This is a genomic window from Fictibacillus arsenicus (assembly GCF_001642935.1).
In the GTDB taxonomy this organism is placed as follows: domain Bacteria; phylum Bacillota; class Bacilli; order Bacillales; family Fictibacillaceae; genus Fictibacillus; species Fictibacillus arsenicus_B.
This window is the reverse complement of sequence record NZ_CP016761.1, coordinates 1,493,181-1,507,688: the sequence shown is the minus strand read 5'-3', so window position 1 is coordinate 1,507,688 and position 14,508 is coordinate 1,493,181. Positions and strand designations below refer to the sequence as shown.

The 14,508-nt window shown below is 40.6% G+C and carries 20 protein-coding genes and 2 pseudogenes; 9 read left to right on the top strand and 13 right to left on the bottom strand.

Annotation, left to right across the window (positions count from 1 at the left end; genetic code table 11):
- The first annotated feature begins 50 nt into the window (after positions 1 to 50).
- A complete protein-coding gene (locus ABE41_RS07985; RefSeq protein ID WP_066294729.1) occupies positions 51 to 710 on the top strand; it encodes a deoxynucleoside kinase in 660 nt (219 codons plus the stop codon).
- A 46-nt stretch (positions 711 to 756) separates the two neighbouring features.
- A complete protein-coding gene (locus tag ABE41_RS07980; protein ID WP_066288548.1) occupies positions 757 to 975 on the top strand; it encodes a hypothetical protein in 219 nt (72 codons plus the stop codon).
- Between the two features lie 20 nt (positions 976 to 995).
- Here ABE41_RS07980 and ABE41_RS07975 read toward each other — a convergent pair whose 3' ends face one another.
- From ABE41_RS07975 to ABE41_RS07950, 7 genes and pseudogenes are all read right to left on the bottom strand, one after another.
- Positions 996 to 1,346, bottom strand: coding sequence for a hypothetical protein (locus ABE41_RS07975; protein WP_066288543.1), 351 nt, complete (start codon positions 1,344 to 1,346; stop codon positions 996 to 998).
- Positions 1,347 to 1,400: 54 nt separating this feature from the next.
- Positions 1,401 to 2,336 carry a magnesium transporter CorA family protein gene (locus ABE41_RS07970; protein ID WP_066288540.1) on the bottom strand — a complete coding sequence of 312 codons (936 nt, stop codon included), beginning with the start codon at positions 2,334 to 2,336 and terminating at the stop codon, positions 1,401 to 1,403.
- Positions 2,293 to 2,418: a hypothetical protein gene (locus ABE41_RS21445; protein ID WP_301336206.1), complete on the bottom strand. Its 126-nt coding sequence runs from the start codon at positions 2,416 to 2,418 to the stop codon at positions 2,293 to 2,295. The genes ABE41_RS07970 and ABE41_RS21445 overlap by 44 nt, the downstream gene beginning before the upstream one ends.
- A 26-nt stretch (positions 2,419 to 2,444) precedes the next feature.
- Positions 2,445 to 2,819 (bottom strand): annotated as a pseudogene (locus tag ABE41_RS07965) (cupin domain-containing protein).
- Positions 2,820 to 2,830: 11 nt separating this feature from the next.
- Positions 2,831 to 3,253, bottom strand: coding sequence for a DnaJ family domain-containing protein (locus ABE41_RS07960; protein ID WP_066288538.1), 423 nt, complete (start codon positions 3,251 to 3,253; stop codon positions 2,831 to 2,833).
- Positions 3,254 to 3,359: 106 nt separating this feature from the next.
- Entirely contained in the window at positions 3,360 to 4,583 is a 1,224-nt protein-coding gene (locus tag ABE41_RS07955; protein ID WP_066288535.1) for an MFS transporter, read from the bottom strand.
- A 343-nt stretch (positions 4,584 to 4,926) separates the two neighbouring features.
- A complete protein-coding gene (locus tag ABE41_RS07950) occupies positions 4,927 to 5,889 on the bottom strand; it encodes an ABC transporter substrate-binding protein (protein ID WP_066288532.1) in 963 nt (320 codons plus the stop codon).
- 185 nt (positions 5,890 to 6,074) lie between these two features.
- Here ABE41_RS07950 and ABE41_RS07945 point away from each other — a divergent pair, with 185 nt between their 5' ends.
- The 6 genes from ABE41_RS07945 (at position 6,075) to ABE41_RS07920 (ending at position 11,097) form a co-directional block, all read left to right on the top strand.
- Positions 6,075 to 7,085: a FecCD family ABC transporter permease gene (locus tag ABE41_RS07945; RefSeq protein WP_066288530.1), complete on the top strand. Its 1,011-nt coding sequence runs from the start codon at positions 6,075 to 6,077 to the stop codon at positions 7,083 to 7,085.
- A complete protein-coding gene (locus ABE41_RS07940; RefSeq protein WP_066288528.1) occupies positions 7,082 to 8,125 on the top strand; it encodes a FecCD family ABC transporter permease in 1,044 nt (347 codons plus the stop codon). Before ABE41_RS07945 ends, ABE41_RS07940 begins: the two co-directional genes overlap by 4 nt.
- A gap of 16 nt (positions 8,126 to 8,141) precedes the next feature.
- Positions 8,142 to 8,960 (top strand): ABC transporter ATP-binding protein, encoded by an 819-nt coding sequence (locus tag ABE41_RS07935; RefSeq protein WP_066288525.1) that lies wholly within the window; start codon positions 8,142 to 8,144, stop codon positions 8,958 to 8,960.
- Entirely contained in the window at positions 8,935 to 9,693 is a 759-nt protein-coding gene (locus tag ABE41_RS07930) for an IucA/IucC family C-terminal-domain containing protein (protein ID WP_066288523.1), read from the top strand. The genes ABE41_RS07935 and ABE41_RS07930 overlap by 26 nt, the downstream gene beginning before the upstream one ends.
- Before the next feature lie 375 nt (positions 9,694 to 10,068).
- The gene (locus tag ABE41_RS07925; protein WP_066288520.1) at positions 10,069 to 10,356 is read left to right on the top strand and encodes a hypothetical protein; all 288 of its coding nucleotides are present in this window, start codon (positions 10,069 to 10,071) and stop codon (positions 10,354 to 10,356) included.
- A gap of 15 nt (positions 10,357 to 10,371) precedes the next feature.
- The gene (locus ABE41_RS07920) at positions 10,372 to 11,097 is read left to right on the top strand and encodes a hypothetical protein (RefSeq protein ID WP_083207726.1); all 726 of its coding nucleotides are present in this window, start codon (positions 10,372 to 10,374) and stop codon (positions 11,095 to 11,097) included.
- A gap of 39 nt (positions 11,098 to 11,136) precedes the next feature.
- Here ABE41_RS07920 and ABE41_RS07915 read toward each other — a convergent pair whose 3' ends face one another.
- The 3 genes and pseudogenes from ABE41_RS07915 to ABE41_RS07905 form a co-directional block, all read right to left on the bottom strand.
- Complete coding sequence (locus ABE41_RS07915; protein ID WP_083207725.1) at positions 11,137 to 11,499, bottom strand: cupredoxin domain-containing protein; 363 nt, start codon at positions 11,497 to 11,499, stop codon at positions 11,137 to 11,139.
- Between the two features lie 114 nt (positions 11,500 to 11,613).
- Positions 11,614 to 11,931: pseudogene (locus tag ABE41_RS07910) on the bottom strand (redoxin domain-containing protein); the annotation flags it as partial.
- Positions 11,932 to 11,946: 15 nt separating this feature from the next.
- Entirely contained in the window at positions 11,947 to 12,129 is a 183-nt protein-coding gene (locus ABE41_RS07905) for a hypothetical protein (RefSeq protein WP_066288512.1), read from the bottom strand.
- Between the two features lie 133 nt (positions 12,130 to 12,262).
- Between ABE41_RS07905 and ABE41_RS07900 the strand changes: the two genes are divergently transcribed.
- Positions 12,263 to 12,970, top strand: coding sequence for a thermonuclease family protein (locus ABE41_RS07900; RefSeq protein WP_066288509.1), 708 nt, complete (start codon positions 12,263 to 12,265; stop codon positions 12,968 to 12,970).
- A 54-nt stretch (positions 12,971 to 13,024) separates the two neighbouring features.
- On the opposite strand, the gene ABE41_RS21535 is transcribed toward ABE41_RS07900, so the two are convergent.
- The 3 genes from ABE41_RS21535 to ABE41_RS07890 all read right to left on the bottom strand — a co-directional run bounded on the left by ABE41_RS21535 (position 13,025) and on the right by ABE41_RS07890 (position 14,488).
- Positions 13,025 to 13,306: a HesB-like (seleno)protein gene (locus ABE41_RS21535; protein ID WP_367642148.1), complete on the bottom strand. Its 282-nt coding sequence runs from the start codon at positions 13,304 to 13,306 to the stop codon at positions 13,025 to 13,027.
- A 267-nt stretch (positions 13,307 to 13,573) separates the two neighbouring features.
- Entirely contained in the window at positions 13,574 to 13,765 is a 192-nt protein-coding gene (locus ABE41_RS07895; protein WP_066288508.1) for a hypothetical protein, read from the bottom strand.
- Positions 13,766 to 13,903: 138 nt separating this feature from the next.
- Positions 13,904 to 14,488: an undecaprenyl phosphate transporter UptA gene (locus ABE41_RS07890; protein WP_066288507.1), complete on the bottom strand. Its 585-nt coding sequence runs from the start codon at positions 14,486 to 14,488 to the stop codon at positions 13,904 to 13,906.
- Between the last annotated feature and the right edge of the window lie 20 nt (positions 14,489 to 14,508).

Genomic DNA, 14,508 nt, shown 5'->3' with positions numbered 1-14,508 from the left:
ACATTAATGTGTTTTAGCATTTCATTTTAGGAGGATATACCGTGATTTTAATGGCAGGTATGATCGGAACGGGCAAATCAACGTATGCTGAATTTCTGAGCGAGCAGCTAAGCAGCGAGATTTTTTACGAAAGTGTCGTTGATAACCCTATTTTACCCGATTATTACAAAAACCCGAAGCGATGGGCTTTCCCGCTTCAGATTTATTTTCTGAACACACGCTTTAAAACGATTCGCCAAGCAAGAACAAGTCCTGATAACGTCCTGGACCGCAGTCTTTATGAAGATCTGATTTTTGCAGAACTGAACTTTGATTCCGGCAATATGACACAGCTTGAATTTGATACGTATAAGGATCTGCTTGAAACGATGATGAACGAAATTGACAAAACTCCAAAGTCACGTCAGGACTTGCTTATTTATCTGGACAGTGACTTGGAAACCGTTTTGAACCGGATTAAACAAAGAGGCCGTTCTTATGAGCAGGTTGAAGAGAATCCTGAACTTCTAGCTTATTACAAAACGCTTCATGCAAAATATAAAGACTGGATCAAAGCGTATGATAAGACACCCGTATTAATGATTGAAAGTGACCAATACAATATCTTTGACAGGAATGATCAGGATAAAATTATGACACTTGTTAAAAATGAACTTCAGCGTCTCGAGTCCCTTGAACAACGTTCTGCTGTTATGCATGAAACCCGCTAAATCCACAAACACTATATGGACAATCAAGCTTTAAGGAGTGAACATTTTGTTTACACTATTCTTTATCTTATTGGCTGTCCTTGTAGCGGCTGCTGGACTATGGTGGACAATGAAGGTCGCAAAGAAACAAAAAGTTTATACGGAAGACGAAGTAAACCCTGCAGTCTCAAGACATACTGCATTATTAAATCCCGTTTTTATTGCATTAGCAGGATTTTCTATAGCGGTGATCCTCATCATCTACATTGCATTCTTCGTTTATTAACCAAAGAAAAGGCCAAGAGATTAATTATTCTCTGGCCTTTTTTCAATGTCTTCAGGTTTTTCCGGATTCCAGAAGCTCATCGTTTCAATAAACCGTCTTGTTTCGTCTTGGCCAAGGTCATGGATGATCCGATAAGCCTCTTGTAATTTTTGATCATAGCGATCGTTATCTGGATCATTTGAATAAGGAACGTATGGTACATGCGATCTTACGAAAGTATCTGATGCGGCGCTGTCTACCTCTTGAAACTTTTTCTCGAGTTTTCGCACATCATCATCTGAAGCTGATATCTCAAACTGAAAAGTTGATGCAGTTTTTATCGGCAAAATTTCTCCGCTCTCAACGTTCACATAATAAGGTCTTTTCTCCAAGTTACGCCCTCCTTTTTATTTATTTTCCGCCACTGCCGAATTTTTATGTAACGATTACCACCATCTTTTTTTCTTAAAATAACCCATAATCATTACAGCTAAAGAAAAACAAAGCGTTAATACATAGAAATAGCCGTAACGCCATTTCAGCTCAGGGATATATTCAAAGTTCATACCATATAGACCTGCGATAAACGTCAGGGGTACAAAGACTGCACTCACAAGGGTAAGGGTCTTCATAATGCGGTTCATGTGATCTGATTTTAATGACATCTGTAGATCTAGAACACCCTTTAGATTCTCTTTAAAACTGTCAAATGCAGTTGTCACTCTTGAGAAAGCAGAGAGCAGATCCTTAAAATAAAAGCCTGATTCCTCATTGGCGTACTCAAAATCATCGTGTCCCATCTTTTGAATGATACTCTCTTCTGCTTCCACGTATTGTCTTAATTTGTGCAGCCGGCTTTTCCAGCGATAAACTTTATGTCCGATCTCACGTTTTAACGGATCAACAAAAACTCTTTTTTCGAGCTCTAAAAACTCATTTGAAAGCTGATCCACCACTTCTAAATAAGAATTCACGATATCTTTCATGAAATAATAAAGCATATAGCTGACGTGCTGCATATGTTCCGGATTTTCTTTAAAGTCCTTTACGAGCGCTCCTCTGAACGGTATCTTTCGTTCAGACATGACGATCAAATATTGCTCTCCAATTAAAAGGTTGATCCTAATCGGTTCTAGGCTTTCCGTTTCTAAATAAAAGGTAGAAACAACAGCGTGTTTTGCATACACGTTAATACTAGGATGTTCGGAAAAGGTGGTAAATGCAGAAGCTGCAAGATGATGAAGTTCAACTTTTTCGAGAATAGAGTCTTTTTTCATTTCTTCAGGAGAATCATAAAATATCCAAATTGTTTCATCGCGATCAGGAACTTCAAAATGCTCAAGCCGGATAGTTTCGTTCGTGTTTTTTTTGTATTTCAGCATCAAATCTGCTCCAGTCCGTTTTTTGAGTAGCTTTCCCTTTGAATCGAATCTTAATAGCAACAATGTTTACGAAATCAGCCATAGAAAAAGACCCTATAGCAATAAATACTAAAGGGTCACATGACTGATGCTTTTCACTTTTTTAACGACGACACGATCACCATGGGCAGGAGGCTGGGATGTTACTAGAAATTCAGCAGATACTTCGCTTTCGTTACGCACTTGATGAGGTGTACCTGCAGGGATTTCTAATCCTTGATGAGCACTCAACACACATTCTGCTCCATCTATTTCGATGATAATTGCACCATTTAAAATAAAGAAAAATTAACGAGAAAACACATGGTAATGTCTAACCTCTGCCGTTTTCGGAGGCATTTTTTCGTGGATGATACTCAAGTCATCCTGTTTAAGGAGATGCCATCCGTCACAGGCATTTCCCCATTGATAATGTTCAGCATTTAACGTGCTTATTTTAGACATACATCCTCCAATTACTTCTTCAAAACGTCCTCCAGATTCACTTTCATCCGCTGTGCAGTTGGCGGACACGTCAAGTTATGCTGAAACACTTTTTGGTTAATGGACTCTACTGTTTTTTTGATGTTATATTCTACCGTGTACGATTTTAGCTCTTCTTTTAATACGTCTATCTCTTTGCCAAGTTTCACCCAATTCGGCAAAACATTATTATCTTTCATTACTTTGTGCAGGCGTTTTTCCGGATTGTAAACGAGGTCTTCATCAATATTAAGCGGTTTGCCCATACCTTCCAGATTGTCAAAAGCCCCTTCTTTTCGCGCACGGTTCACGATTGCCGAGATATGGTCTTCATAATACCAGGCGTTTGTCTGCTCGTCCTTCATTAGAATTTCGCGCTTCTGCAGTTCCTTTTCATATGACGGTTTTTTAGTCATCGTAAAAACCTCCAGGAATAAATTTACTTCTACTATATATTTTATGTAAACTCATCCATTTGCCTTGCGAAAGTTATGTCAGATTAGTAGCAGAATTGTGAAAAAATTACGAACTCTTTTCAACACCTTTAAAATTTCTTATGAAAGGAAGTGAGAATACGAGGAAAGCAACTAGCATCTCCATAGAACCTCCCCAAACGAATACATCTGCTGCTCCTATCTTTTCAATGAGAAAACCCGCGGTTCCTGCTGCAATGGGTTCAGAAATTCCCATAATAATTACCATGATTCCTATCACACGCCCGAACAGCTTTGGTGGAATTAAAGCATGATTTACGCTCGGTGCGATAACATTAACCGCTGCCTCAAGAAAGCCGACCATAGCAAGCAAAAACAGAAGAACAGCCAGCTCTTTTGAAAAGAAACCGATTAGGAAAATGCCTGCACCCTGCAGGAAACAAGTTAACAACGTCATGTAAGGCTTAGGTTTATGAATCACAAATAAAGAGAAAATTACTGCAGCTACAACACTTCCAACCGCAAGCGAAGTATGAGCCCATCCGTACCCTTTTATTCCAAAATCTAAATCCTTCATTAAAAAAGGAAGACTTACCATGACAGCACCCACCGCAGCATTTGCAAAAAAGGCGAACACTGCCATCGTGGCAAGAACAGGAGCACCAACGAAGAACGAAAATCCTTCTTTAATTCCAGCCAAAAAGGAAGTCGTTTTTTCTTCTGACTCCTCGTCATTAACTCTAATAAAAATAAATAAGCCCGCAGCTGTGAAGAATGCAACACCATTTAATAAGAACGCCATTTTAGCTCCGTACATTGCATAAAGCATTGCGCCAAGAGCTGGACCGACCACACTAGCCGCCTGACCAGCCATCATCAAAAGGCTCATAGACTGTGTGTAATGTTTTTCTGGGACAAGCCGGGTCCTGAAGGTTATGCCTGCAGGCTCACTTACAGCATCAATCAGCCCAAAGAGTACCCCTGTGATATAAAAGAAATAAATGGAAGGATCGCCTGCAGCAATAACAGCAAACAAGAGCAGCAAAATACTTCCTCTTCCAATTGACGATCCAATCAGCAGTCTTTTTACTGAGAAGCGGTCTACTATTGCTCCCCCAAACAGAACAAACGAGAATTTCGTCAGCGTAACAAGCAGTATGTACGTACCAACAATAACAGGTGAACCAGAAATCTGAACGAGCAGCCACATTAATGTGATCATAAAAAAGCTGTCGCCCATAGCTGTTAAGATCGAACTAAACCAAAAATATAAAAAACTTCTATTGCGAAAAATCTCCCCTGAAAGCTTCATCTTAATTAATCTCCTGACCTTTTTTCTATCTAAACTCATTATAGGAAAATTCAGACAGGAAAACGATCATTGATTTAATATTTTCTCTCATTCTAAAAGATTGTTACTTTTGAATATTTTTTGGAGTACGCTTCTTCGGCTAGTTGATTGGAGCGCAAGGTGCGAGACTCCTGCGGGATTAGCGGGACAGGTGAGACCCCGTCAGGCTTGAAGAGCCTAGGGGGCTCACCGCACGCCCCGCGGAAAGGGAGCACCTGGAGCGGAAATCAACGACTTCTAATAGCAACATGAAAATAGCCAAAATAATAGAGGAAGCAAACTATGCTCCCCCTATGTCTCGTTATTATTTTTCTAAAAAGTACTTCTCTAGATCATCAATCATAAGGTTAGCAGCTTTTACACCGCCAGCTGTGTTCCAGATCGCATCACTTACTTTGTGTGCATTTCCTTCTTTTACAGCTCCAAGGTTCTTCCAAAGCGGGTTATTTGTCCATTCTTTTTCTGTTTCAGTTGCCTTTCCGTCACCAGCTTCATATGTGAAGTAGAACAGCATGTCGCCATCCATTTCAGGAATGCGTTCTTGTGTTACTTCTTCTGCAAAGTCAGGGTTATTTTGGTCTCCAGGACGAGCAAAGCCGATCTGCTTAAGGATTACACCAGAGAAAGAATCTTGGTGGTAGATACGAGATTTACCAGGCATGAAACGTACCATAGATACTTCAGTTTTAAGCTTGTCGCCAGCTTCTGCTTTAAAATCCTCGATACGCTTATCGAATGCAGCTAATACTTCTTTACCTTTTTCTTCTTTATTTAATGCTTTAGAATAAAGCTCGAAATTAATTTTCCAGTCACCGCGAAGATCTTCTGCAAATACAGTTGGTGCGATTTTGTTTAGTTCATCGTATTGTTTTTCTTGACGCATTTTGTTACCGATGATTAAATCTGGCTTTAATGAAGCAATTTTCTCAACGTTAACTGCGCTCTCGTTACCAACTACTTCAACGCCTTCCATATCGTCCTTAATGTGGTCATACCAAGGATCTCCTAACCATGACTTAACGGCTCCGACTGGTTTTACACCAAGTGCTAGAACTGCTTCCGTTCCTTCGTTTGTCAAAACAACAACTCGTTTGTTGCTCTTAACTTCTGTTGTGCCCATTGCATGTTCTACTTTATAAGAAGAATCTTTTGATCCGCCTGATTTTTCTTCTTCTTTCGCTTTGTCTTTCCCGCCGCATGCTGCTAATGCGAGCATTAATGTAAGTACGGCTACAAGAGCTAGCCATTTGTATGTAATCTTTTTCATTCTATTGTCTCTCCCCTTTTTTATTGTGTAAATGATAATGAGAATCAATTACAATTCGTATCATAATACGAGGATGTATACGTTGTCAATAACTAAATGATAATGATTTTCAAAGTCATTGACAGATATCTATTTTACTTTTAAACTGTAAATGAGAATATTTTTCATTATTAAAAGAGGCTCTGATGAACGGAATATTACAAGATAATAAAATTAGAACAGCCGTATTAATCATAGGGATATTCATCGCTTTTATCGTGATGGTGTTGAGTGTTGTATTAGGTTACACAGATACCTCGCTATCAATGGCAATTGAAGCATACACCGCTTTTAACGGCTCAAATGAACATTTAATCATACAGCTTTCCCGAGTTCCCCGTGCACTAGTCGGAATGGCTGTAGGAATTAGTTTAGGAATTGCAGGAGTCCTTATGCAGGCACTTACCCGCAATCCAATCGCATCACCTGATATTTTTGGCGTAAATGCCGGTGCGGGATTTTTTATTGTATTTGGTGTTACTTTCTTAGGCATCACTTCTATTCAGCAATTCATGTGGATCGGTTTTCTTGGAGCTGCAGTAGCTTCCGGTCTTGCATACGCTCTTGGGTCTGCAGGAAGAGGCGGTTTAACACCTGTTAAACTGACATTGGCTGGAGCGGTTATGGCAGCACTTTTCGCTTCCCTTACACAAGGAATGCTGGTAACAAACGAGAAAGCACTTGATGAAGTTTTGTTTTGGCTGGCAGGTTCTGTAGAAGGCAGAAAGCTCTCCATGCTTGCAGCAGTTATGCCGGCATTGTTAATAGCATGGACTGTTTCTATGCTCCTATCGCGGCAGTTGAATGCTTTTGCGCTTGGAGAAGATGTAGCAGTCAGCTTAGGACAGAAGACTGTGATCTTTAAATTTGCTGCTGCACTAATGGTCGTTCTCCTTGCAGGAGGTTCGGTTGCTATTGCAGGACCGATCAGTTTTATAGGAATAGTAGTTCCGCATTTTGCAAGATACCTAGTCGGCAGTGATCATCGATGGATTGTCCCTTTTTCGGCACTCACAGGCGGAATCATGCTGGTACTCGCTGACATCGGGGCACGTTACATCATCATGCCGGAAGAAGCTCCTGTTGGAGTAGTTACCGCTTTACTCGGTACACCGTTCTTTATTTACATTGTTCGTAAAGGAATTTTTCAAAGATGAGAAAGTATTGGGTAATACAGCGAAAATCATTTTCTTACTTAATTGATAAAAAAACAACATTTGCGATTTTAGTTTTAACATTGGTTGCTCTCTTTTCAATGCTGGTCAGTATAGGCGTCGGTGAACTATACATCGCACCATTTGATGTATTTACAGCTTTAATTGGATCAGGTCTTGAAATGAATCAGCTGATCATAACTGAGTTTAGACTTCCGAGAGTAATGGTTGCATTTATTGCTGGCGCGTCCCTTGCACTATCAGGGGCTATCCTGCAAGGGGTGATCAGGAATCCACTTGCTTCACCCGACATGATTGGCATTACAGGCGGAGCTGGATTTGCCGCAGTTGCCTTTTTAACTATGTTCAGTGATGACAGCAACAACTTGTTATTAAGTATTAATTTTTTGCCTTTGTTTGCTTTTGCCGGGGCGACCATCGTTGCCTTTTTAATATACGGATTAGCTTGGAAAGACGGTGTTACGCCAATAAGGCTCATTTTGATCGGAATAGGCCTGATGGCTCTCTTTCAGGCATTAACAACATTAATGATGCTGATGGGACCGATCTACCGGGCAAGCCAGGCTACTGTCTGGCTGACCGGAACGGTGTACGGCACCTCTTGGAAAGAAGTAAAAGCGATGCTTCCTTGGTTTTTAGGAATGCTGCCGATTCTCATACTTCTTGTAAGGCGATTGAACATTCAAGGTTTTGGCGATGACCTTACAACTGGTGCAGGAATTTTGGTTCACCGTGAACGCTTCATGCTTTTAATGGTATGTACAGCTTTAGCAGGATCTGCTATCGCCTTTGCAGGAGCAATGGGATTTGTCGGATTGATCGGACCGCATATCGCCAGGAGAATCACCGGATCATCATTCGGCGGATTGTTTCCTGCTTCAGCATTAATCGGCGGTATCATGGTTGTGCTAGCAGACTTAGCTGGCAGAACTCTTTTCTCACCATTAGAGGTGCCGGCTGGTGTTTTCACAGCTGCAATCGGTGCACCGTACTTCATTTATCTATTATTTAAAAACCAATAACAGGAGTGGATGACAGATGGCTGTTTTAACAACCTCAAACCTTACGTTAGCTTATGGAAAAGAACCGATCATTGATGAATTGAACCTGCAGATTCCAAAGGGTAAAATCACCGTCTTTATCGGAAGCAACGGATGCGGTAAATCCACCCTGTTACGATCTATGGCACGTCTTTTAAATCCGAAATCAGGAAGCGTTCTGTTAAACGGAAAAGACATTGCAAAACGCTCCACAAAACAAGTAGCCAAAGAGCTTGCCATCCTTCCGCAAGGTCCTGTAGCACCTGAAGGATTAACCGTTCTGCAGCTCGTGAAACAAGGTCGTTTTCCTTATCAGTCTTGGCTTCACCAATGGTCTCCAGAAGATGAAAAAGCGGTAATGAATGCTTTAAAAGCAACAAACCTGCTTCCTTTTATGGAAACACCTGTTGACTCTCTTTCTGGCGGTCAGCGCCAGCGTGCTTGGATTGCTATGACACTCGCACAAGGCACTGACACAATTCTGCTGGATGAGCCAACTACCTATTTGGATATGACACACCAAGTAGAAATCCTGGACCTTTTATTCGAGTTAAACGAAAAGGAAAAGCGCACAATAGTGATGGTACTACATGATCTGAACTTAGCTTGCCGGTATGCACACCATATTATAGCGATTCAAGATAAGTCAGTTTATGCACAAGGTGCACCAGAAGAAATCATGACGGAACAGTTAGTTGAAGATGTCTTTCAGATGTCCAGTACCGTGATTCCGGATCCGGTATTCGGAACACCAATGTGTATCCCATACGGAAAGGGGCGGGTTGTCCGACATGTCAATACTCCTCAGTACGCCTAAGTCTAACGGATGGACGGCAGATGAAAAAAAGCATATAAGCTCAAACTACCGATTTTCTTTTCAGGCACCATTTGAGAACGAAGCTGTAATTTCTGCAGGACAGTTATTGAACGAAGACAACTTGCTGGATTTCTTGGATCAAACAGGTCCGCGAATTGGCTCTAGTAAGCGTCCCGTTACAGCATCGCTATTTTTTAAACGCTATGCTTACTGCAGTCTTACCTCTTCTCTGTACGGAATGACTATGTTAAATAAATCGTTTGACATGAATATTGAGAACGTATACTTAATAGACCATAACTCCGATGCCATGTGGCTTCCATCATTCACATTAAAAGATGCTTCTGCACAGCTCTCCTCACAATCAAGAGAAGACTGGCGCTCAAGTGTGATTGAAACTCTTTTTAAAGAAAATATTTCAGTGATGCTTAACCACGTGGCAAAATCTGCACGTATCTCTAAAGCAACACTATGGGAAAATGCTTGGATCTACATACGCTGGATTTACGAAACATGGCTTAGTGAGGATCATCCAGATGAGGTGAAACAGCGCATTCAAGAAGACTATGCATTTTTCATGGATGCAGAAGCTTATCATTTTGGATTAACAAAGAATCCATTTCACCGATTTATGGCTCCTGTAGGCTGTGGACCAACGAAAATCCGCAAAACGTGCTGCCTTTATTACAAAACTGAAAACGGGACTTGCTGTTCTACATGTCCCAAGAGATAAAACCCGGCAAAACAGCCCGGGTTTTTTGTTTGGCTTTTTTCGCAAAATTGATGTTCTTTGAAGTGGTTGATTTCCGTTACAGGATGCTCGCTTTCCGCGGGGCGTGCGGTGAGCTTCCCTATCGCTTTGCACTGACGGGGGCTCACCTGTCCCGCTGATCTCACAGGACAAGGAAGGCTTCGACAGCGTAACATCGCACGAAGAAAATGTGATTTTCATTTTCGAGGAGTCTCGCACCTTGCACTCCAATCAACCTGTCAATGAAGAGAAAGAACAAAATGATCCCAAAACAACAATCTCTTTTAGAAGAGCTTTTTGTTTTTTCTTGTGTGTTTCCGGGTACTTTAGTAAAGAAAAGATGATTGGAGGCGTTTGATGATGATGTGGTTATTTCTATTTTTAGCTGCCTGTGCAGGTGTTGCTGTTTTCTTTTTGGTGCCGGCATTCAAAGCGATAAAGGAATCAATGACTACGGTTCAAAAAATGAAAAGTACAGGAGACAGTATTACTGCCCGCATGAACGATGTAAAAACACAGCAGCAGCTTCTGCAGGAAAAGAAAGATTACCTTCGTTATGATATATATCAAAAGAAGAATAGCTTTTTGGCTGTAAAAGAAGGTTTTGCTGACGTAAAGGATACCATTCAGAAAATAAAAAATTAGAGGATCGTGACATTATTGCGCATTCATACGTTCGTTCTAGCTGCAATAGAAGCACCAGACAACCAGATTATTGATTTTTTGACACAAGAAAAGCTCCCTGATTACGAGTTTAATAAAAAAGACTTATTTACCGCCTATTCCCTCTCTTCCGGGGAACGGTTATTTAAAGATCAGAACGACCAATGGTATGCTGCTGCTCATTTTGTAAAAGAATCTTTGCACAACGTGAAATATGGGAGACAAACATTCCGGCCGCCTTATAAGGAGATTCCTGCTCAAGAACTTTCGTTTGTTGAGATATTAGAAAAGAATGATTGGGTACCACTGAATGCTCATTACGATAAGTCATTATGCCATGTGGTTGCAGAAGCAGGCAACCTTGATGAAATTTCTTTAGAGATGCAGTCTAGGTTAGCGCATGCCGATGGAGATGATGACCCGCAAGTGGCTCATTCACTGCATTTTATTGAGTCTAAACTTAATGGCAAACGGTCTCGTTTCATTTCTGGGTGGGAATCTCATTCTTTTGCTACGATTACAGAGAGCAGTGATTTTGCGGATGATATTTTGATGCCTGTTTCATCATGGCTATACTTGTTATATTTTTCTTATTTTCTCGATAACAATGGTTCCATTCCCTCGGATCAGATGATGCCGCGTCTGCTCGGGAACTTATGGGCCTCAACTATGAAAGGACTGCCATACAACAAAGACCTTATACAAATCCAGCCACTTTCTTAAAAAAAAAGCCCTCCGACACAAGTCGGAGGGCTTACTTTTTCATTCAACTACAAGCGTTGAAACCATGTCTGCATGTCCGTTTCCGCATGGAATGCTGCAGCGAAGTGTATATTCACCTGGTTTTAAGTTAACAACATCAGACGATCCGCCTGCGATGTTTACATCTTCCCCTTCAATCATAAGAGCATGATTTCCGTCAACGTTTTCTAGTTTTAGAGCAACATCTTTATTTGCTGGGATTTTGTATTCTTTTTGATCAAACTCAAAGTTCTTCGCTTCGATTGTTACTGTTTCTTCTGCTTTTTTAGAACCTTCTTCTTTATCTTTACCTCCACCGCAAGCTGCCAGGATACCGATAGCAAGAACTGCGATTGCCGCAAGCCACAATGATTTTTTCAACATCTGAATTGCCTCCTTGATTCTTTCTAATGTAATTATAACCCTATTTTAATGCATCTAGTATGGAGAATCTGTGACAGATGTCACAAAGAAAAAAGCCCGGTGATATTCACCAGACTACTTTTCCATCTTTTTATAAGCTTCATGAATTTCTTTTGACGTCTGGTCGATCTGCTCTCCCCAGTGGTCGTTTACTTTCGTAACTATTACTTTACCTTTTTTATCGACTAATGCATAACCGCGTTTTGCTACGCCTTCGCCTTTCATATCCAGATGGTCGATCAATTTAAATTCAGGATCAGACAAAAATGGGAACGGCGGCTGCATTTCTTGATGAAGAGCTGATAAATGTTCAACCGTATCAGAACTCACTGCATACATATTAACATCCATATCTTCAAACTTATTTACATTCTCTTTCAGCTGAACCAGCTGAGCTTGACAGAGTCCTCAGCCAGCAGTTGTAAATAAGAAAATTAATGACGGTTTGTCTGAAGGAAATACGGCTACCGGTTCACCGTTCTGGTTTTCTAGTTTCGCTTCTTTCAGCTTAGAGTCATTCCCGCAGCCTGTAGCTGTCAGTGTTAAAATCACTGCAAAACAGATCGCAAATAATCTATGTATCTTTTTCAAGGCAATCTCCTTTCTAGAATACGCCACTTTTTTCATGTAATGTGATATTCTATAATTTCTTCAATCTATCTTTTATTATAATAGATATGGGTAACTCATATACAATAAATTGGCTTATTAAAGGATGATACATATGAAATTTAACTTTAAAGTTGGGCTGATTCTTTCTTCAATTTTCTTGGTTCTCGCAGGATGCAGCCAGTTGCTATCGTCTGAAAAAGATAGAATTCCAGTTCAAGTTCTAGACGTAGTCGACGGTGACACGATAAAAGTAAAAGTCGATGGTAAAAGTGAAACCGTTCGCTTTTTACTAGTAGATACCCCGGAGAGCGTCCATCCAAAAAAACCCGTTCAGCCGTTTAGTAAAGAAGCGAGCAAACATACCGAAAACATGCTGAGCGGATCGAATGTTGAGCTGGAGCTTGGAATTGGTGAACGGGACAAGTACGGGAGACTCTTAGCATACGTGTATGCAGACGATAAGAGTGTTCAAGAATCGCTGCTTGAAAAAGGATTTGCGCGAGTGGCTTATGTGTTTGAGCCAAACACAAAATATGTGGATGACTACGAGAAGATCCAAAAACATGCTCAAAAAGAAGGGAATGGCATTTGGAGTTTGGAGAACTATTCACAGGAGGATGGTTATATTCCTGAAGAAGCAGAAGATCCAATCGAAGAGCCTGCTGACTCAAAATGCACGATTAAAGGGAACATTAACTCTTCCGGAGAAAAAATCTATCATGTTGAAAGCGGCAGATATTATAAAATTACTAAACCTGAAGAATGGTTCTGCAGCGAGCAAGAAGCAATCGATGCCGGTTTCCGGAAGTCTCAGCAATAAGTGAAATATAAAAACCGCTGTGAGGCAGGAATTCCTGTCACAGCGGTTTTTGTTTTAGCAGCATTCATCCTGCCCGACCATAATTAATCCAGAGCCGTGCTTAGAATCTTCAAAATCAAGCTTTAATGCAGTTGTCTGATCTTTAATTCTCTGGTCAAAAGCAACACGAATTCCGTTAATTTCTTCAATAACATCTGAGTTTTCCGGCTCATCCAGAGCCAGGCCAAGCTTTGGACCTCCTCAGCCCATGCCTGCAAAATAAACTCGGATTCCGTTTGCGTTATTCATTTCAAGCACTTCTTCAATATACTTTTTTGCGCTTAATGTAATTTCCAAAGCCATCACCTCTTCCTGTGTAGTATATCGTATTTTTGCCTAAATCGTGAAGAAAATGCTTGTCTGAAGTGGGAAATACATTCAAAGTCATCGGGAAAAGCCGCTCTCATTAGTGGAAGTCACTAATTTGAAGCGGCTTAACGTTTATTATGTGTCTTCGTGAAGATTTATGAACCTTCAGGAATTTTTATGAGCCTTCATTTTAATTTATGAGCCTTGACCGTGACTGTCCTTCCCAAACACACAAAATCAGCTAAGTGTAATTGACTAGGGACTGTCCCCCCTGAGCTGCTTCAGCACCTGCTCAATATCTCCGCTGTTGAAACCACAGTTCCGCATCGCTTCCGAGACCTTCGCTGTCATATCTGACCTTTCATTATGAGCTTTAATCCGCAGCAAAAGTTCGTTCACTTTTGCTGCATTATAGGTTTCATGATAATTTTTTATGAAAGTATCCATATCCCTTCCCTCCTTCAGAAATTTTTTCACAGTAGGGATATATATGATGTGGACGAATTCGCTTAGAATTTGTCCTCTAAACAAAATAAAAACCCGCTTATTATTAAGTGGGCTCATTGATTAACATATTCTTATTTCTTATTTCTTTTTTACTTTATACAAGATAAACAGGAAGATGATCACGACTGCTGCGATCATAATTCCTCTTGTGTAAGGGGCAGCGATTGTTTTGATGTCTTCCCAGTTGCTTCCAAGCCTGCTTCCTAATTCAATGAAGAAGATTGACCATGGAATAACAGCAAGTGTTGTAAATAATGTGAACTTCGCAAATGACATTTTTGCAATACCCGCTGGGATGCTGATCGCATGTCTTACAACCGGAATAAATCGAGCAAAGAAAATAACGCCTGTACCATATTTATTAAACCACTTTTCTGAAAGGTCAATTTGCTTTTTAGAGATTAGAATGTATTTTCCGTACTTTTCTAAGAACGGTCGTCCTCCATAATAGCCCATCCAATATAAGAAAAGCTGTGCCAGCGTTCCGCCGATTGTCCCGGCAATAACAGCTAGGGTGAAATTCAGATGTCCTTTGGCAATCATGTACCCACCGTAAGATAGAACAAGCTCACTGGGAATGACCTCAATCATCAACCCAAGTGCAATTCCTAAATGACCTAAACTCATAATCCATTCTAGCAGTGAAATCACTAATTCTTTCATTGTATCTCCTTAACCTCTGA